We start from the raw sequence: 18,606 nt of genomic DNA, 5'->3' as shown, positions 1-18,606 counted from the left end.
TCAGTCGATCCCGTTGCCGCTGCGGTACGAACCGGCAGCGATGGGCCATTCGTTGTGGTAGATCTTGAACGGCAGGTCCTTCTCCAGCAGCGGGGTGCCGAAGACGGCGATGCGTGCCATCAAGGCTCCGTTCACGTCGAGCCCGCCGTAGAGGCCGGCCGTGCCCTCGACGACCGGCTTGGCGCCGCTGCTGTCGACGGTGACCGAACCGTCCACCGACGCCCGCAGGTACGGTTCGACGCTGGCCTTCACGCCCACCGTGTCGTAGAGGGCGACCGAGCCCTCGGCGACCAGGCCGGCGCGGACGTCGGCACGGCCGGAGAACGTGGCCTTGACCGGGGTGACCTTGGTGCTGACGGGCTCCGTGGTGCTGGTCCAGCCGCCCGCCCTGGTGTAGTCGGAGTGGACGGCCCACGCGCCGTCGATGCTCTGGGTGGTGTCGACGGTGACACTGCCGTCGGCGCTGATCGCGGCGTACACGGTGACGTTGAGGGTGATCACGACCGGGACCGGGCCGACCATCACGGTGGGGGCGGCGGTGAGTGTGGCGATCGGCATCCTGACCGGGCCGGTGGAGCCGGTGAGGCTCGCCGTGAGGTGCCAGTCCGCGTGCGCGCCGAGGTCGAAGCCGATCCTGGCCTGCTCGGGGCGGAGGATGCCCCGGGAGCCCTGGTAGGAGAACTCGACGCTGGGGTCGAGTTCGATCGAGCCGGTCAGGGAGGCCTTGGCCCCACCGGGCAGGGTGATGCTGTCGCTCGCGTTCAGTTGAAGTGCTGCTGACGCCGAGCCCTGGCCGCCGTCGGCCTTCGGGACGTAGGAGGCCTTGAGGTCCTTGACCCGCGGGGTGACCTGGATCTTGCGCGGGTCGAGGGCGCTCTTGACGTCGGCCCAGGTGTCGCCCAGCAGTTCGGAGATGGTGGCCGGGCGGGTGCTGACCGCCACCTTCCCGGCGCCGACGGACTTGACCTCGGTGATCGCCAGCAGCGCGCCCTGCGGCGCGGCAGCCGACGGCGGGCTGTCGATGACCTGGCCGACCCGGACGGCAGCTGTGGCGGCGGAAGTGGCGCTCGGGCTCGGGGCGTTCCTACCGGTGTCGGCGACGGCGAGCACGGCCTTGCCGGTGCCCTTGTCGTACGAGTCGAGCTTGAGGCCGGGCGCACCGTCCGCGCCGGCCGTACCGGCCACGACGGGTGCGCCGGCCGTACCGGCCACGACCGGCGTGCCGGCCGGGGACGGACTCGCGGGTGAAGGGGCGGGCCCGTTCTGCGGCGAGACGCTCCTCGGCGCGGACTTCGGTGCCGACTTCGGGGTGACGGGTGCGGCCGGGGCGGCCGACGGGCCCGCCGACGCATGGTCGGCGACCGGGGTCACCAGCGTGACCTTCGGGTCCTCGGCGGGTGCCGAGGGGAGCGGCGCGGCCGCATCGGTCGGGGCGATCAGGGCCGGGGCCGCCGCCGCGGCGGGGTCGGCGGGCGGGGCTGCCGGTGTCGTGTGGTCGCACGCGCTGAGCAGCAGCACGGCGGATGCGGTGAGTACGGGCAGAGTGCGGGTGCGCATGGACAAACGGAGGATCACCTTCGGTGTCAGGCGGACAGGGAGGACCGCCGGCATGCGCGGATCTCGGGCGCATGCCCTGGGCGGCGTCGGCAAGCTCCACCCGGACGCGACGACCCCGGCCGACTGCCGGAGGAGGTGGAGGGGGCCGGGCTGAAGAAGGTCGAGATCCGCCGTCGACCAGGCTTCGGGCCCCTGGGACGGAACCAGTGGATCTTGCCTGGCCAGAACGTACACCAATCGGCATGTACAGCCCAAGTTCGGGAGGTTGACGAGTCGCCAGGGGCGGATCCGCGCACTCCGGGAGCGCTCGTCTCCCCTGCGTTGTCCGCCGCGTACGCGCCCCAGCGCGCAGCTGGGCGGTGTGCAGCGGATTCCCGTCGTCCGCATTGCGCGACCCGTGCCGCCGGGTGTAAATACCCATTACTTTGTAATTCATCGTCAGAAAACCGAAGAGGAGGGGACGTTGACGCTGGACCTGAGACGTCAGGGGTCTGTCGAGGAGGACATGGTCTTCTTCGCGATGCCCTACGGCGACAAGGAGTTGCCCAACGGCAACACGGAGAACTTCGACGACCTGTACGAAGGACACTTCGAGGACTGGATCAGGAACTGGGACCTCCGCGCCGAGCGCGCCGACAAGGTCGCCGGGACGACCGAGAGTGCGATGGACGTCGCCTGGTCCGGGATCGACCGGGCCGGGATCGTGGTGGCCGACCTGTCCGTTCCGTCGACGTCCGTGGCCATGGAGCTGGCCTGGGCGCTGTGCCTGCGCAAGCGGTTGGTGGTGATCGCGCACAAGGGTGCCCTGGTCCCCAGCAACGCACTGGGGCAGTTCCGAGTGGTGTGGTACGAGTGGAGCGTGCGGGGCCTGTTCGAGCTGCGCACCAGCCTGCAGTCGGAGATCGAAGCCCTGCGCCGGCAGCGCCGTGAGCCGGAGATGGACCTGCGGCCGTACATGCCGGAGGACCGCCAGCGCGCCAGGGCCAAGGTCGAGGAGGCCGGCGAGGACCACATCAGGGTCCGCGACGTCCGCAACCCGCGCCGGATCGCCGAGATGCACAAGCGGGACGTCGGCTACCACGAGACCATTCCGGACCAGATGTCGCAGCGCTACCACGTCGGCCGGGACATCCCCGGCTTCTTCGTGTACCGGGACAACGTGCTGGTCTTCACCCAGCAGGAGGGCGAGGACCCCTGGGACACCTGGGAGCGGACCTACCAGCGCGGTTCCGTGTTCACCGCGCGGGTCCACCTGGTGAACAACGCGGGCGTCTGGGTCGAGTTGCCCGGCGGCGGCCGCTCCCGGCTGCGACAGCACGAAGCGGTCGGGCTGAAGGAGAACGACGAGGTGCCGGTGGTGATCCGGTGGGTCGACCGGGTGCGCCAGCGGATCGAGATCGGTGCCGCGAACCAGCCCGCGACCGCTGCCGTTCCGGGGCCGGCCCCGTCGCTGGACGACTATCCCAGGCCGGGAGAGCGACAGGGTGCCACCGTCGCCGTCGTCAACGAGTCCTTCGTTCTGGTGAGGTTGGACGACCACCCCGAGCTGCCGACACTGGCCCTGCTGCACGCGCGGCGGATGTCGCCGTCGCTGCGCGAGGACCTGGAGGCGGGCCGGGTGACGGAGGGGCGTCGGGTCGTGGTCGACGTCGAGGAGGTCGGCCCCTCGCGCACCAAGCCGGGCCGGACCGACATCCGGGTCCGCGAGGTGGAGAGCGAACTGCCGCCGGAGAGCGGGACGGTGGCGGAGGCGGCGGCGTGGTGATCCCCGGACAGGCGCCGCCCGTCGCCCCGACCCCGCTGGACGCGAGGCTGTGGAACAGCCGCGTCGGCGTGCAGGACTACGCTTCGGCGGGCGAGAAGTACCAGGCGGCCGTCCTGGAGCAGTACAAACTGTACGTGGAGATGGCGGACCGGATCAGTGCCCGCCGGAGCCTGACCAACACCTTCTTCCTGACCGTCAACGCGGCCCTGCTGACTGCGGTCGGCACCGTCCGCGTCGACGTCCTGCACGGGCTGCCGACCTGGGGGCTGGTGGTCGCCGGGCTGGTGGCAGTGGGCCAGTGTGCGGCCTGGATCCTCCTCATCGCCTCCTACCGGCAGCTCAACCGGGCCAAGTACCGGGTCATCGGGGCGCTGGAGCAGCGGCTTCCGGCCCGCGCCTACGATGCCGAGTGGGTGGAGCTCGGGGACGGGAAGACGATCCGACAGTACCTCCCGCTCACGCTGGTGGAGCTGTGGATCCCGGTGCTGTTCCTGCTCTTCTACGTCACCGCCGGTGCCGTGGCGGTGAACCTGGCCTGACGGTGGGGCCGGGCGGCGGCGCGCCCGGGCCCGGGTCCGCTACCGTGCTGAAGTGGACACGATCCCGGGTCGGTACCATACGACGCATTCGAACGTGCAATCGTCTGGGCCTGGGAAGAGCGGGAAGATGAACACGCTGACGCGACGCGACCGGCTCCGCCTCCAGATGTCGGAGGACGTCAGGGCCGTTGCCCGGGACATCATTGCGACGCGAGGGGTGGACGCCCTGAGTCTCGCGGAGATCGCGCGACGGGTGAGCGTCACGCCGGCGGCGCTCTACCGGCACTTCGAGAACCTGGCGGACATCGTCCGGCACGCGGCACGTGACATCGTCGCCGACCTCGCGCTCGATCTGCAGGCGGCGGTCGACGCGGAGTCCGAGACCGACTTCGCGGCCCGGCTGATCGCCCCCACCCGTGCTTTCCGCCACTGGGCCCTGGCCCACCGCCAGGAGTTCAACCTGCTGTTCGGGACGCCGACGGCCGCGGCGGCGGACGCGCAGACGGAGATGAGCAGCGACTGGGTCCGTCGGCTCTCCGATGTCTGGGGCCCGGTGTTCGTGCAGCTCTGGAACGCCCGCCCCTATCCGGTCCTGGCCGACGACGAACTGGAGCCGCTGCTGCGGCAGCAGATGGCGGCGTACCGCGCGGCGACCGGAGTGGACATGCCGCTCGGCGCGCTGGTCGTGATGCTCTCCTGCTGGCGTTCGATCTACGGCCAGGTGGCGCTGGAGGTCTTCGCGCACTTCGCGCCGCTGATCGTCGACCAGGAGCCGATGTTCGAGATGCTGATGCGGGACCTGATGGACCGGATGGGCCTGGGGGCGGACTACCGGCCGCCGTCGTGACGGACGGACGCCCGCGTCCGGGGCCCGGTTCCGCGGGACGGTCGAGGGCCCGCTCCCGGTCGACCCGATCCGTGCCGAACTGCCTTGCCCCGGTGCTATGTTCAAGCTGTCCGGCTCGTAGTCCGCAGGAACCTCGGGGGCCACCCATGACCGACGCCGACCGCGACGCCGAAGCCGACACCGGTACCGACCGCGCCCGCGAGCAGGCCACCCGAGCCCTGCTCGCCGAATACGCCGCCGGAGCCCGCGAGTTCACCGGCCGGACGTTCACCGGGCTGCGCCTCGGCCAGGAGAACCTCAGCGACGCCGTCTTCATCGACTGCGAGTTCGACGACTGCATCCTCGCCCTGGGTGCCTTCGACCGCTGCGAGTTCCGGGGCTGCCGCCTGCGCCGCATCAACGCCATCCAGGCCTCCTTCGTCGAGGCCCGGTTCCTGCACTGCGACCTCGAAGAGGCGGCCTTCCGCACCGCCGACTTCTTCAAGGCCACCTTCCGCGGCGGGAGCTTCGGCGGCAACTACCGCGAGGCCTTCTTCGTCCAGGCCGTCTTCGACGAGGTCACCTTCCTCGGCGCCCGGTTCGACGACGCCCACTTCGGGTTCAACGTCTTCTCCGACGCCAAACTCGTCGCCACCACCCTGGATCCGGTGGTCGTCGACGGGCTCTGCCGGATCGACGAGCGCACCATCTCCACCTCCTTCATCCTCAACAGCCGGGCCCTGGACGTGGCCCGCGAGCAACTTCACGACGACCGGGCGGCCCGGGAGCTGACGCGCGACCTCGCCGGGCTGGAACGGTTCTTCGTCCGGGCCGGGGCCGACCCGGACACCGTGCGCGCCTACCGCGACACCGCCCGCGGCGCCCGCGAGCCGGCCCGCCCCAGCGTCTTCATCAGCTACAGCGCGGCCGACGAGTCCTTCGCCACCGAGCTGCGCGACCAGCTGGAGGCCAACGGCGTGGACACCTGGTTCGCCCCGCACGACATCCGCGGCGGCCGCACGATCCTGGAGCAGGTCACCGAGGAGATCCAGCGGCGCGGTCGGATGATCCTCGTGCTGTCCGAGGCCAGCATGGCCAGCAACTGGGTGGCCACCGAGATCGGCCGGGCCGTACGGGCCGAGCGCGAGAGCGGGACCCGCAAGCTCTTCCCGATCCGCATCGTTCCCCACGAGCGGCTGCTGCGCTGGGAGCTCTTCGACGCCGACGCCGGCTACGACGTGGCCCGCACCATCCGCGAGTACTACATCCCGGACTTCTGCGACGACGGCCTCGCCCTCCACCAGTCCGTCAGCCGCCTGGTCCGCGACCTGCGGGAAGGGTGAGGACGCTCCGGGGGTGAGGACGCTCCGAGCCCGCGGGAAACCCGTAGAACTCCACTGACAGGAGGTGTCAGTGGAGCGCCCCTAGCCTGCGGCGCATGGACAACAGCACCGGCTTCGGCTTCTTCACCGGCACCTACGACGTCGTCAACCGTTGGCGCAAGGACTTCCTCGACCCTGCCGAGGGCGACGACCACTGGGAGGAGTTCCCGGGCCTCAGCCGCGCCTCGGCCCACTTCGACGGGCGGGCCAGCTTCGACGAGATCGACTTCCCGACCAAGGGCTTCGCGGGCCTGACCCTGCGGCTGTACGACCCGGCCGCCGACGCGTGGTCCCTGTACTGGGCGAACAGGCGCACCGGCGTCCTCTACCCGCCCGTCACCGGCCGGTTCGGTCCGGACGGCACCGGCCGCTTCCACGGCGACGACGAGTACGCCGGCCGGAAGGTGAAGGTCCGCTTCGTCTGGTCCGGGATCACCGCCACCTCCGCCCACTGGGAGCAGGCGTTCTCCGTGGACGACGGCCGGACCTGGATCACCAACTGGCACATGCACATGACCCGCCGCGAGGACTGACCGGCGCGCACGGCCCCGCCGCCACAGCACACGGCCCCGTGCGCGGTCCCGCCGGCGGCGCGGTACCGATGGCGCTCCGGGAACCGGCCCCGGGAGTGCCTAGCCGATCGCGATGACGGGGTGGTCGGCGGGGTCGATCCACTGCATCGTCCGGGCCATGAAGGCGGCGGGGACGGCGACGCAGCCGGCCGTGGCGCCCGCCTGCGGGCCGAGGTCGTGGAGGAAGATGCCGGCGCCGCGGCCCTTCACCACCGGGGCGGTGTTGAAGTCGATGACCAGGGCGTTGTCGTACTGGACGGGGTAGTTGACGAGGTGTTCGCTGCCGAGAGGCCCCTGTTCGGTGAGGTGGAAGCCGCCTTCGGTGTCGGTGCGCATGCGGTTGTAGTAGGCGGAGGACGGGTCCTGGACCCACCAGTCGTGCGGGGTGACGTGGTGGTAGGGCATCCTCGTGCCCGGGTCCGGGGCGATGCCGAAGGCCTGGGTGAGGGTGTACGTGCCGGTCGGTGTGGTGCCGGTCCCCTGGACGCGGGTGGCGCCGTCGTGCAGGCCGCCGGAGCCGATGCGCGCGTCGGCGGTGGAGTCGAGGGACCGCCAGAGGCCGTCCTGGCGGGCCCACAGGGTCACGGTGGCGCGGGTGCCGTCCGCCTTGACCGTGATCACCTGGTCGGCCGGGCCGGTCGCCACCGGCACCGGGAACGGTCCGTCGCCCGCCCGTGCCCCGGCCGGGGCGGGGCCCGCACCGGTCAGGGTGACGGCGGCGCCGAGCGCGAGTGCCACGCTCATGCGACGGAGTGCCGAACGGCGGCGGTCGGCGGGGAGTGTCCGGGAGACGGCCATGGCGGGGCCCTTCTGGTGTGGACGGCACGGGCGGGGCGGCGGGGCGGGGCAGCGGACCCCCTGGTGGGCGAAGGCGTCAGTCCACACCCGGGGTGGTCCCGACCACGCCAGGGCCATGATCGGATCGCCGGGGCACCTGCGCCAGCACCGACACCGCCGGGCCCGGGTGGCCGGGGCCCGACGGGCGGGACACAATCGTCGGGGCGGCGCGTGGCCCGCCACGCCGCCGGTGGGACGACGTACTCGACCAGGAGGCGACAGTGACCGGTGTGACCAGCGCCGATCTACTCGTGGACGCGTTCGACAGGATCCGTGACACGGTCGCCGACGTGGTCGACGGCCTGACCCCCGAGCAGCTGGCGTTCCGGGTGCAGGACTCGGCCAACTCGATCGCCTGGCTGGTCTGGCACCTCACCCGGGTGCAGGACGACCACCTCGCCGACGCGACCGACCGCGAACAGGTGTGGACCGCCGACGGCTGGGCGGGCAGGTTCGAGCTGCCGTTCGCCGCGGCGTCCACCGGCTACGGGCACCGACCCGCACAGGTCGCGAAGGTCATCGCCACCGCCGACCTCCTCCTGGGCTACCACGAGGCCGTCCACGCACGGACCGTCGACTACGTGCGCGGCCTCGACAACCGCTCCCTCGTCCGGATCGTCGACGAGGCCTGGCAGCCCCCGGTCACCCTGGGGGTGCGTCTGATCAGCGTGATCTCCGACGACCTCCAGCACGTCGGCCAGGCGGCCTTCGTCCGCGGCCTGCTGCCCCGGCGCTGACGGCCCGGCGCCGACAGCCCGGGCGCGCGGCACCAGCACCGACAGGCTCGGCCCCAGCGGTCACGTCACTCCTCGCCGGGGCCGGGGTGTGGTCGGTCCTCAGTGCCGGTCGGACTCCGGGCCGGCGGCCGGTGCGGGCGGCCGGGCGGCGATGGCGGGGCGCGGCGTGACGGCGGGGCTGGCCTCGACGACGGGGTGTGCCGGGAGCACGGGCCGGGCGGGGACGAGGGACGCGGCGGAAACGGGGCCCGGCTTCGGCTCGTCGAGGCCGGGAACGGGCGGGACGACGCGGAACGTGCCGGTGGCCAGTGCCTCATCCAGCGCCCGGTCCGCGGTCTCGCTCGGCTCCGGGTCGCCGATGCTCCGGACGACCCGGCGGGCGTCCTCGACCCGCCCGCGACCCGCCAGCGCGAGCGCCAGGTGCTCGTGGGCGCCGTAGCGGTAGTAGGAGTGGCGCGCGGTGGCCACCGGGTCCTCGGCCCGGGCGAGCTCGCCGAGGTCGAGGAGCGCGGCCGACAGCCCGCAGAGCGCCCGGGACTGGTGGATGTCGTCCGGTTCGCCGGCCAGGATCCGTTCGGCCGTTGCGGCCACCCGCAGGGCTCCGTCGGTGTCGCCGACGCGGGCGAGCGCCGTGATCACCTCGCTCAGCGCGTTCACCTGCTCCTCCGAGTCGGTGGCGGCCAGTGCGGCCCGCTCGGCGAGGTCCAGCAGGCGTCGGGCGCCGGCCGGGTCACCGGCGGCGGCCAGCGCCGCGCCGAGGCCGGCGAGGGCGGTCGCCCGGTTGCCGCCGTGGTCGACGGCGTGGGCGACCGGCTCGCCCTGCGCGACGAGCTGCCGGGCGGCCGCCGGGTCGCCGAGGGCGGCCAGGGCCACCGCCGGGACGGCCAGCGCGTGGGCCCGCAGGTACGGGTTCTCGATCGCGGCGACGCCCGGTGCCGCCTGTTCGGCGATCTGCCGGGCCCGCTCGGCGTCGGTGCACTCGGTCAGGGCGCGCACCAGCTGCGGGGCCGCGTACTGCTGGTGCCACGAGAAGGCCGACCGGTCGACGACGGACACTGTGTTCTCCCAGGGCTGTGCGGATGGCTTCGTGGACACTCGTACGCCACACGTGGGGTGCGCAGGCTCCGGTTCACCGGCGCGACGGCGGACCGGGCGGACCGGGGGCGGGGAGAAGGGGCGGAGGCATCGGTCCGCCGTGGTCGACGGCAACGCGAAGACGGACCCGGCTGCCACGGGATCGTGGAACCGGGTCCGTGCGTCACGGCCCTGGGGCCGACGGGTCAGCAGCCGCTGAGGATGTCGATCGCGACGACCTGCGAGCCCAGCCGACCGGGTCAGCGAGCCGGTGGTCTGCCAGCCCTGGTCCTTGTACATGGCGAGGATGTTGCCGTTCCCGTCCTCGAAGCACACGTCAGGGGCGCTCGACGTACTGCAGGACACCGCCGAGGGAGAAGCAGAGCGCGCCGGTGAGGGTGCCCCAGTTGGCGATGTCGGAGTTGACCAGGCTGTCGGTGGCCGGGCGGGTGTAGGCGGCGAGTGCCGAGACCATGAAGAGCACGGAGCCGAGCTGGTTCACGGCGACGATCCACCAGCCGAGGCTGCGGCGGCGGATGCACGGCCGGCCGTGGCAGATCTCGGCGAAGGCGAGGTGGCCGGCGATCAGGAAGAGCAGGCAGCCGATGACGTCGGGCGTCCAGATCAGCCGGTTGACCTGCCGGACGCTCAGCCCCTGCAGGAAGGAGAAGATCAGGTTGACGCCGAACACGAGGGTGCCGGTGAACAGCACGAACGCGCTCAGCCAGTCGACCCGCGTCGGCTCGTAGCTCCACCAGCGCCACGGGCGGGTGACCAGTCGCCCTTCGCCGCCCGGCACGTGGCGGGGGGCGTTGACGACCTGGAGGAGCGAGACGAAGCCGCCGGTGTTGAAGAAGAGCCCGCCGGCGAAGTAGATCGAGGCGCAGGTGGTCGCGTCGCCGGAGCCGAACTGCGCGACGGCGGCGCCTGCGGCGAAGAGCGCGCCGCCGATGACGAAGGCGGTGGCGGCGATGGCGTTGAGCCGGCGCAGCCGGACGAGGGCGGTGTCGTCGGCACTGGTGGGCCGGGGTGCGGCCGCGCCGGGCGGGTGGACGGCGAGGATGCCGCGGCGCCGTGCGGGCCGTGACTCCCACACGGCGGTGCCGCCGCCGGGCGGGTGCCAGGTGAGCCGGGTGGTGAACGGTCCCGCGCCTTCGGCGCGCTGCTCGGGCTGTCGTCCCACGAGCCGAGACTAGACCGCCCGACGGACCGTCCGCCGAGCGCAACGCCGTACCGCGGACGGCTGTCCGCCGGGACCGGCAGCCGCAGCCGACGAGTCCGAGCGTGCCGCAGCCGGACGGATCCGCTCGCGCCCGCCATGATCGGAGGACGGATGCGCACCGGCCACCGGGCCCACGCTCGGCCCGGCCCGCGCCGCCACCAGACCCAGGCCCGTACGACCCGGACTTCCCGGGCGGGCCGGACCCCGAGGGGATGCCCATGCCGCCCGGACCGCCCACCGAGGACGCGGCAGCGCCGCAGAACCCGTACGAGATCGTCCGCAACCGCGGGTACATCGCGGTGCTGGTGATCTCCGCACTGCTCGGTGTCCCGGTCTCGGCGGGCGCGTTCGGCTTCCTCGCGCTGGTCACCGAACTCCAGTCGCTGGTCTACACCGACCTGCCGAAGGGTCTCGGCTTCGCCGGCACCCCCGACTGGTGGCCGATCCCGCTGCTCGCGGTGGCGGGCGTGCTGGTCGCCCTGACGATCCGCCACCTGCCGGGCGGCGGCGGCCACCGGCCGGCCGAAGGACTCAAGACCGGCGGCACGCCGTCGTTCGCCTCGGTGCCCGGAGTGCTGATCGCCGCGGTCGTCTCACTCAGCCTGGGGGTCGTCCTCGGCCCGGAGGCCCCGCTGATCGCGCTCGGCGGCGGGCTCGCGGTCGGTGCCGTCCGCGCGCTGAAACGGGACGCCCCGCCCAGTGCCGTCTCCGTGATCGGCGCGGCCGGCAGCTTCGCGGCCATCAGCGAACTGCTGGGCTCCCCCCTCATCGGCGCCTTCCTCCTGATGGAGGCGTCGGGGCTGGGCGGACCGATGCTGGGCGTGGTACTGGTGCCCGGTCTGCTCTCCGCGGGCGTCGGGTCGCTGATCCTCACCGGACTCGGCAGCTGGACGGGCCTGGGCACGTACTCGCTGGCGCTGAACCAGGTGCCGGCCGCCGGCCGGCCGACTCTCGGCGAGTTCGCCTGGGCGGTCGTCGCAGGGGTGGCCGCCGCGCTGCTCGGCGAGGCGATCCGGCGCTCCGCGCTCACCCTGCAGGGACTGGTGGACCGCCGCCGGCTGCCGCTCACCGTGCTGATGGGCGTCGCCGTCGGCGTGATCGCGTTCGCGTACGCGGAGATCACCGACCGGCCGGTCAGCGGCGTCCTGTTCTCCGGGCAGGACGCGCTCGGGCCGCTGCTGGACAGCGCCTCGGGCTACACCGCCGCCACCCTCGTCGTCCTCCTGGTGTGCAAGTCGCTGGCCTACTGCGCCTCCATGAGCGCCTTCCGCGGCGGCCCGGTCTTTCCGGCCGTCTTCGCGGGCGCGGTCGGCGGCCTCGCCCTCAGCCACCTTCCCGGCCTGGGCACCACCGCCGGATTCGCCGTCGGGATCGGCGCGATGACGGTGGCCATGCTGAAGCTGCCCATGACCGCCGTCCTGCTGGCCACGCTGCTGCTCGGCCAGGCCGGCCTGACCGTGATGCCGCTGGTGATCGTCGCGGTGGTGGTCTCGTACGTCGGCACGCTCCGGCTCGCCCGGCTCCCCGCCGCTCCGCCGCCGCCGGACGTGCAGCCGCCGGCGCAGCCGAAGGCGCCCGCAGCCTGAGTCCTGACCGGGGGCGGGCGTTGCCCCGGGGATGCGGCGGATGCGGCGGACGGCGTACGCCCGCAGGCCGAGACCTCGGTTCTGCCCGTATTGTCCGATTCGGAGGATCCGAGGACGACACGAGAGGTGACCGGTGGCTCTCCACAACGCACAGGAGCCGGCGTCCGATGCGGCCGTCGACATCTTCGCCTCACCACTGAGCGAACACCCCCTGCCCAAGCGGGCCATGCCGGACTTCCCGGCGCCGCCGCAGGTGGTCTTCCAGCTGCTGCGCAACGAGCTCCTGCTGGACGGCAACGCCGCGCAGAACCTCGCCACCTTCTGCACGACCTGGACGGACGACGAGGTCCGCCGGCTGATGGACCTCTGCCTGGACAAGAACATCGTCGACAAGGACGAGTACCCGCAGACCGCCGAGATCGAGTCGCGGTGCGTGAACATCCTCGCCGACCTCTGGCACGCCCCGGTCGGCTCCGGCGAGTCCAACGCGGTCGGCTGCTCGACCACCGGCTCCAGCGAGGCGGCGATGCTGTGCGGCCTCGCCCTGAAGTGGCGCTGGCGGGACCGCCGGAAGGCGGCGGGCCAGTCCACGGAGCGGCCGAACCTGGTGTGCGGCCCGGTCCAGGTGTGCTGGGAGAAGTTCGCCCGGTACTTCGACGTGGAGCTGCGCCAGGTGCCGATGGAGCCCGGGGCGACCGGACTGCAGCCGCACCAGCTGCGCGAGTACGTCGACGAGAACACCATCGGCGTGGTCGCGATCCTCGGGGTGACGTACACCTGCACCTACGAGCCGGTGGGGGAGATCGCGGCCGAGCTGGACCGCCTGCAGGTGGAGACCGGCCTCGACGTGCCGCTGCACGTGGACGCGGCGTCGGGCGGGTTCATCGCGCCGTTCCTCCACCGCGACCTGGTCTGGGACTTCCGCCTGCCGCGGGTCGCCTCGATCAACGCCTCCGGCCACAAGTACGGGATGGCCCCGCTGGGCGTCGGCTGGGCGCTGTGGCGGGACCAGGCCGCGCTGCCGGACGGGCTGGTCTTCCACGTCGACTACCTCGGCGGCGACATGCCGACCCTCGCCCTCAACTTCTCCCGCCCGGGCGGCCAGGTCGTCACCCAGTACTTCATGTTCCTGCGGCTGGGCCGCGAGGGGTACCGCCGGGTGTACCAGGCCTGCGCCGACACCGCGCAGCACCTCGCCGGGCAGATCGCCGAGATGGGCCCATTCACGCTTCTCTACGACGGCGTCGGCGCCCTGCCTGCCGTCTCGTACACCCTCACCGACCCCGACTCGGTCGGCTGGAGCCTGTACGACCTCTCCGACCAGCTCCGCATGCGCGGCTGGCAGGTCCCCTCCTACCCGCTGCCGCCGGACCGCCAGGAGACCGTCATCCAGCGCGTCCTGGTCCGCCACGGCGTCGACCGCGACGAGATCGAGCTGCTCGCCGACGACATGCGCCGGGCCATCAAGCTCCTCGACCAGGGCCACCCCCACGACCGCGACCGCGTCGGCTTCCACCACTGACGGCCCCACCGGGCACACCCCCGCCACCCCCGACGGGGGCGACGACGTGCGTCAGTCCGGGGCATGCCGGGCGAGGGCGAGGAAGCCGGCGGCGGCGGCCAGGCCCGTCAGGGCGCAGGCGCACCAGAGGGCGGCGGAGCCGAGCCGGTCGTACGTCCAGCCGCCCGCGGCGGCGGCCAGGACGCCACCGGCCGACCAGGCGAAGGCACTCGCCCCCTGGTAGCGGCCGGCGGCTCGGGCCCTGGCGAAGCGGGCGGTCAGATCCAGGGTGACCGGGCCGCTGATCACCTCGCCGGCCGTCCAGACCACCACCGTCAGCGCGTACGCGGGCGCGGAGCCGGCGAAGGAGGTGAGGCCGAAACCGGCGCCGCACAGCGCCGCGGCCAGGGCCAGCAGGCGGAACGGGGAACGGCCGTCGAGCAGGCGCCCCGCCGGGAGCTGGGCCAGGCAGACGATGACGCCGTTCAGCGCGATGACGGCGCCGCAGGCCGCCGGGCTCAGACCGTCGTCGGCCATCGCGACCGGCAGCATGGTGGTCATCTGCTGGAGCACGGCGGCGACCAGGGCGAAGAGCAGCACGCAGCACAGGAACGGCCGGTCGGAGAGCAGCGCCCGGCGGCCGCGCGCCGACGCCTCCCCGGGGGCGGGCCCGCCGTCGGTGCCGCCCACGGCACCGGCCGCGCAGTCCGCCGCGTCGGCGCCGGACGGGGCCGGGACGCGCAGGAGCACCACCAGCGCGCAGCACAGGGTCGCCGTGGCGTCGGCCAGGAAGAGCACCGGGTAGCCGGTCCGGGCGGCCAGGCCGGCGAGCAGCACCGAGATCGAGAAGCCCAGGTTCATCGCCCAGTAGTCGAGGGAGAAGGCGCGCACCCGGTCCTCGGGGCCGAGCAGTGCGGACATCAGGGCCGCGGTGGCGGGCCGGGCCGCACCGGCGGTGCAGCCGAGGGCGAACGCCGCCGCGAACAGCGCCGGCCCGCCGGTGCTCAGGCCGAGCACGGCCGTCGCCGCGGCGGTGCTCAGATGGGCGCCGACCAGGGCCCGGTGGCAGCCGAAGCGGTCCGCCGCCGCGCCGCCGGCCAGCGCGCCGGCCGTGCCGCCGACGGCGAAGGCGGCCGCGACCAGCCCGGCGAAGGCCGCCGAGCGGCCGCGCTCCACGGTCAGGTACAACGTCAGGAACGGGACGGCGAAGGTGCCCAGGCGGTTCACCAGGGTGCCGGCCCACAGCCACCAGAACGCCGGGGGCAGCCCGCGCGTGCCGAGCGCCCCGGTCGACCCCGGGGCCCGTGCCGGGGAGCGGCCGCTCACCGCTCGCTTCCCACCTCGGGGCCGGGCAGGCCGGCCAGCAGCTCGCGGGCCCGCACGGCCTCCGGGTGTCCGGGTCCCAGCACCGTCTCCACCTCGGGGGCCAGCTCGGTCAGCAGGGCGCGGGCCTGCTCCACGTCGCCCGTCGCCAGCGTCCAGTGGGCGTACTCGACCCGGCACGTCAGGAAGATCGCGTGTTCGGGGATCAGCACCGAGCTGACGTCCGTCAGCAGGCTGCGCATCAGCTCCAGCGCCTGTTCCGGGTGGCCCGCCGCGCCGGTCCAGCGGGCGATGCGCGAGCGCACCGCGAACGGGTAGGAGTGCGCCGGGCCGAGTGCGACGGTCACCCTCGGCAGGACCAGCCGCAGGGTCGCCGCGGCCTCCGCCGGGGCCCCGGCGGCGCCCTTCCAGTGGGCGTGCTCGGCCTCGGTGATCGGGCGCAGCGGGTGGTCCTCCGGGGCGTGCCGCCGTACGTCGCGCAGCAGTTCCTCGGACAGTTCCAGGGCCAGGCCGGTCCGGCCCGCCTGGCCGTGCCAGGAACCGATGTTCGCCCGGGTGTTGAGCACCGCGACGTGCTCCTCGCCGAGCAGCCGCCGTTGCCGGGCGAGGAGTTCGTCGTAGCACCGGACCGCGCGCTCCGGGTCGCCCAGTTCCCCGGTCCAGTAGGCGAACCGGCCGTAGGAGGCCACCGTGTCGGCGTGGTCCGGGCCGAGCCGGGGCTCCTGGTGGTCGAGCACCGAGCGGTAGCGGTCGACCGCCTCGGCCGGGTGGCCCGAGCGTCCGGCCCATTCGGCGGCGGTGGCCGCGGTCGCCAGCGTGCGGTCGTCCCCGGGGCCGAGCAGCCGTGCCAGTTCCAGGTGCAGTTCCCGGGCCAGCCGGTGCGCGGTCTGCGGGGCGCCGGCCCGGCCGATCCACTCCGCCAGGTCCCGGCGGCCGGCCAGCACCCGCAGGCTGTCCGGGCCGTGGTGCCGGACCAGTTGGTCCAGCACCTCCTCGCCGCGCTCCACCGCGGCCCGCCACCGGCCGGCCGCGACCAGCGCCGCCAGCCGCCGGTCCTGCCCGGACAGTGGGTCGAAGCCGTCCGGGGTGCCCGGGCCGGGGGAGGGCCGGTCAGCCTGGGCGGTGAAGTGGCGCAGCAGCGGCTCGGCGGACAGGGCGAAGGCGCTCGCCCCCGGGGCGAGGGCGCTGCGCCCGGCGAGGTCGGCCTGCAGTGCGGGCGCCCGGCCGGAGCCCGGCGCCGAGGAGCGCAGCACGGCGCCGACCAGGTCGGTGGTGGCGAGGAGATCGCCGACCGGCACCGTCTCCAGCAGCAGGTCGCGCAGCCCCGGGCGGAAGTCGTACACGGCGGGGCCCGGCCCGCCCTGGCCCGGCTGGCGCCGCAGCAGCCCGCCGAGGAGGACCTCGGCGAGCGGGGCCGGATCGACCCGGCCGTGCACGGCGCGTTGCACCAGGCGCATCAGCGCCAGGGTCAACGGCCGCACCGCGGCCAGGTGGCCCGCCAGCCGGTACGCCTCCGGGGAGGCGGCCCGGCGGAAGTGCGCCAGCCGTCCGGTCAGGTGGGCGGGCGCGTCGTCGCGTCCGTGGCCGTCCGGTGGGAGGTCGTCGGCGGCCCCGTGCGGGGCCAGGGCGAGGGCGGGCAGGATCGTCGGCCGGCCTGCGGCCACGAGGGCGGCCCAGCCGGCGAACGCTCCCGGCTGGAGGTCCAGCACCGGCACCGGCGTGCCCGGGACGGGGAGTTCGGGCAGCACCGGGTCGGTGGCGGTGAGCTCGACGTTGGCCGCCCCGGGCCGGTTTCCGCGCAGCAGCAGCCGCTCCACCGTCAGCGCGCTGCCCGACCAGAGCCGCTGCGGCAACGGCTGGACGACGGCGGTCGGACAGCGCCGGGCCCAGTACGCGAGCAGCGGTGCGACCCGTCCCCGGTGCCAGCCCGCGCCGATCGCGTCGGAGAGCACCAGTACGGTGCCGCGGCCGTCGGCCGGACACAGCGACGCCGGTGCGACCACCGGCGCGCTGCGGGTGAACGGCCGGGCACGCAGGACCGGCGGGCCGTCGGTGCGGCTGTCCAGCCCGTAGCAGCGCACGGTGCGGAAGTGGCCGACGTGCTCCATCACCTCCCGGACGCCGGCGGCGGTCTCCTGCCACAGCTCCATCGACAGGCCGTCGTCGACGACCAGCGCGGCGCTGAGCCAGCGTTCCCGGCCCGGGCGCAGGACCACGTCCAGCACCCCGGTCTCGGCGATCAGTTCGGCGGTGGCCGCCTCGTCCAGCCGCTGCCGGTGCGCCGACGCGGTGGTGCGGCGGAGCGGGCGCAGGGCGCGGCTGATCGGCAGCGAGCCCGGCAGCGCGCGTCCGGCGGGCACCAGGACCGGCCGCGCTGCGGTGCCGGGCGAGGCCGCGCGGGTGTGGGCGTACAGCCCGGCAGGGGTGGGGGGTTCGGTGGCGTCGGGCAGCGTGGCACCGGCAGCGCCGCCCGGCCGCTCCCGGCCCTGGTCGGCGGGCCGTGCCGCGGCCGGGGCACCGGGCGCCCCGGCCAGGCCGCCGGGCGGGATGCGCCGGGCCAGCCAGAGGATCTCGGCCAGCTCGGTCGGGGTGAGGTGGGTGGCGGCGGGCTGCAGCACCGTCCGCAGTCGGTCGATCATCCGAGCCCGGGCTCCGGCTCCTCCAGCGGGCGCAGCACGGCGCCGAGCAGGCCCTCGCGGCCCAACTCCACGCCGCTGAGCCGCAGGTGGACGGCGTTGAGCAGCTGGTCGGTGGCCAGCGCGCCGCGGTCGTGGTCGCGCCGGTGCAGGAAGGCCTCGATCAGGTCCTCCCCGGCCTGCAGCCCGTCCTCGCCCAGGTGGGCCCGGACGATGTCGCGCAGCCGTGCCTCGTCCGGCTCGGGCAGGTCGAGACGCACACACCTGCGCAGGAACGCCGGCGGGAAGTCCCGCTCGCCGTTGCTGGTCAGGACGGTGACGGGGAACTCCTGGCAGCCGATCAGGCCGTGGTGCACCGGATGGCGCTCCCGGGTGCCGGTCAGCATCACCCGTACGTCCGGGTGGTCGTCGGGCAGCCGGCTCAGCTCGGGGATCTCGAACTCGCCCTCCTCGAAGACCACCAGCAGGTCGTTGGGCAGGTCCAGGTCGCCCTTGTCCAGCTCGTCGACCAGCAGCACCCGCGGCCGGCCGGGGCGCCCGGTGGCGAGCGCGGTGCCGAGCGGGCCGAGCCGCAGGTAGCTCCCCATGTCCGGCTCCGGGGCGGCCAGTTCGCGGGACCGGCCGGTGTCGCGCAGCCGCCCGACGGCGTCGTAGCGGTAGAGGCCGTCCTGCAGCGTGGTGCGGCTGTTCACCGGCCAGCGCAGCACCGGGCCGAGCCCGAGCTCGCGCGCCAACGAAGCCGCCAGCGAGGACTTGCCGGTGCCGGGACGCCCGGTGACCAGCAGCGGGCGGCGCAGGTGCAGTGCGGCGTTGACCACGTCGGCCTCCTGCGGGCCGATCCGGTACGCCGGGGCGGGCCGGGGACCGGGCAGGGCGCCGAAGCGGCGCCACGGCGGGGCTGCGGGCAGCGGCTCGTCGCGCACCACCGCGTCGTCGCCCCGGTAGATCCGCCAACCGTCCCCGCCGTCGTCCTGCGCCGTGGTGGCCGGCTGCGGTCCCGTCGCTCCGCTCATCGTCGCCCTCTCCTCGTCCGTGCTCGTCCGTGCTCG

15 protein-coding genes are annotated in these 18,606 nt (G+C 74.0%); 8 read left to right on the top strand and 7 right to left on the bottom strand.

Translation table 11 applies throughout. The features are described from left to right. Positions 1 to 1,557 (bottom strand): hypothetical protein, encoded by a 1,557-nt coding sequence (locus ACIGG8_RS03915; protein WP_396545520.1) that lies wholly within the window; start codon positions 1,555 to 1,557, stop codon positions 1 to 3. Positions 1,558 to 2,020: 463 nt separating this feature from the next. Here ACIGG8_RS03915 and ACIGG8_RS03910 point away from each other — a divergent pair, with 463 nt between their 5' ends. The 5 genes from ACIGG8_RS03910 to ACIGG8_RS03890 all read left to right on the top strand — a co-directional run bounded on the left by ACIGG8_RS03910 (position 2,021) and on the right by ACIGG8_RS03890 (position 6,602). Beyond that, entirely contained in the window at positions 2,021 to 3,322 is a 1,302-nt protein-coding gene (locus ACIGG8_RS03910; protein WP_396545519.1) for a hypothetical protein, read from the top strand. Continuing rightward, entirely contained in the window at positions 3,316 to 3,861 is a 546-nt protein-coding gene (locus ACIGG8_RS03905) for a hypothetical protein (protein ID WP_396545517.1), read from the top strand. Before ACIGG8_RS03910 ends, ACIGG8_RS03905 begins: the two co-directional genes overlap by 7 nt. Before the next feature lie 127 nt (positions 3,862 to 3,988). Then, entirely contained in the window at positions 3,989 to 4,708 is a 720-nt protein-coding gene (locus tag ACIGG8_RS03900) for a TetR/AcrR family transcriptional regulator (protein WP_396545515.1), read from the top strand. Positions 4,709 to 4,854: 146 nt separating this feature from the next. Then, the gene (locus tag ACIGG8_RS03895; protein WP_396545513.1) at positions 4,855 to 6,030 is read left to right on the top strand and encodes a toll/interleukin-1 receptor domain-containing protein; all 1,176 of its coding nucleotides are present in this window, start codon (positions 4,855 to 4,857) and stop codon (positions 6,028 to 6,030) included. A gap of 95 nt (positions 6,031 to 6,125) precedes the next feature. Beyond that, positions 6,126 to 6,602 (top strand): hypothetical protein, encoded by a 477-nt coding sequence (locus tag ACIGG8_RS03890; protein ID WP_396545511.1) that lies wholly within the window; start codon positions 6,126 to 6,128, stop codon positions 6,600 to 6,602. A gap of 99 nt (positions 6,603 to 6,701) precedes the next feature. Here the strand turns inward: ACIGG8_RS03890 and ACIGG8_RS03885 are convergent, their stop codons facing one another. Next, positions 6,702 to 7,385 (bottom strand): L,D-transpeptidase family protein, encoded by a 684-nt coding sequence (locus ACIGG8_RS03885; RefSeq protein ID WP_396545509.1) that lies wholly within the window; start codon positions 7,383 to 7,385, stop codon positions 6,702 to 6,704. Between the two features lie 323 nt (positions 7,386 to 7,708). On the opposite strand from ACIGG8_RS03885, the gene ACIGG8_RS03880 reads away from it, so the two are divergent. After that, positions 7,709 to 8,215, top strand: a complete 507-nt coding sequence (locus tag ACIGG8_RS03880; protein WP_396545507.1) for a DUF664 domain-containing protein — start codon at positions 7,709 to 7,711, stop codon at positions 8,213 to 8,215. A 99-nt stretch (positions 8,216 to 8,314) separates the two neighbouring features. On the opposite strand, the gene ACIGG8_RS03875 is transcribed toward ACIGG8_RS03880, so the two are convergent. Both ACIGG8_RS03875 and ACIGG8_RS03870 read right to left on the bottom strand, forming a co-directional pair. Beyond that, entirely contained in the window at positions 8,315 to 9,271 is a 957-nt protein-coding gene (locus ACIGG8_RS03875) for a hypothetical protein (protein WP_396545505.1), read from the bottom strand. Positions 9,272 to 9,626: 355 nt separating this feature from the next. After that, positions 9,627 to 10,472 (bottom strand): hypothetical protein, encoded by an 846-nt coding sequence (locus tag ACIGG8_RS03870; RefSeq protein ID WP_396545503.1) that lies wholly within the window; start codon positions 10,470 to 10,472, stop codon positions 9,627 to 9,629. 257 nt (positions 10,473 to 10,729) lie between these two features. On the opposite strand from ACIGG8_RS03870, the gene ACIGG8_RS03865 reads away from it, so the two are divergent. Together ACIGG8_RS03865 and ACIGG8_RS03860 are read left to right on the top strand one after the other, a co-directional pair. After that, positions 10,730 to 12,097 (top strand): chloride channel protein, encoded by a 1,368-nt coding sequence (locus tag ACIGG8_RS03865; protein ID WP_396545501.1) that lies wholly within the window; start codon positions 10,730 to 10,732, stop codon positions 12,095 to 12,097. A gap of 133 nt (positions 12,098 to 12,230) precedes the next feature. Continuing rightward, positions 12,231 to 13,619, top strand: coding sequence for a glutamate decarboxylase (locus ACIGG8_RS03860; protein ID WP_396545499.1), 1,389 nt, complete (start codon positions 12,231 to 12,233; stop codon positions 13,617 to 13,619). A gap of 51 nt (positions 13,620 to 13,670) precedes the next feature. Here the strand turns inward: ACIGG8_RS03860 and ACIGG8_RS03855 are convergent, their stop codons facing one another. From ACIGG8_RS03855 to ACIGG8_RS03845, 3 genes are read right to left on the bottom strand one after another with little or no spacing between them, the layout of a single operon-like run. Next, positions 13,671 to 14,924 (bottom strand): MFS transporter, encoded by a 1,254-nt coding sequence (locus ACIGG8_RS03855; protein WP_396545497.1) that lies wholly within the window; start codon positions 14,922 to 14,924, stop codon positions 13,671 to 13,673. Beyond that, the gene (locus tag ACIGG8_RS03850) at positions 14,921 to 17,560 is read right to left on the bottom strand and encodes an SAV_2336 N-terminal domain-related protein (RefSeq protein WP_396545495.1); all 2,640 of its coding nucleotides are present in this window, start codon (positions 17,558 to 17,560) and stop codon (positions 14,921 to 14,923) included. The genes ACIGG8_RS03855 and ACIGG8_RS03850 overlap by 4 nt, the downstream gene beginning before the upstream one ends. Beyond that, complete coding sequence (locus ACIGG8_RS03845; protein ID WP_396545493.1) at positions 17,557 to 18,570, bottom strand: AAA family ATPase; 1,014 nt, start codon at positions 18,568 to 18,570, stop codon at positions 17,557 to 17,559. Before ACIGG8_RS03845 ends, ACIGG8_RS03850 begins: the two co-directional genes overlap by 4 nt. Positions 18,571 to 18,606 lie beyond the last annotated feature (36 nt).

It is taken from the genome of Kitasatospora sp. NPDC085464, assembly GCF_044541955.1.
In the GTDB taxonomy this organism is placed as follows: Bacteria; Actinomycetota; Actinomycetes; order Streptomycetales; family Streptomycetaceae; genus Kitasatospora.
The sequence above is the reverse complement of the archived record's forward strand: the minus strand, read 5'-3'. Positions and strand labels throughout refer to the sequence as shown.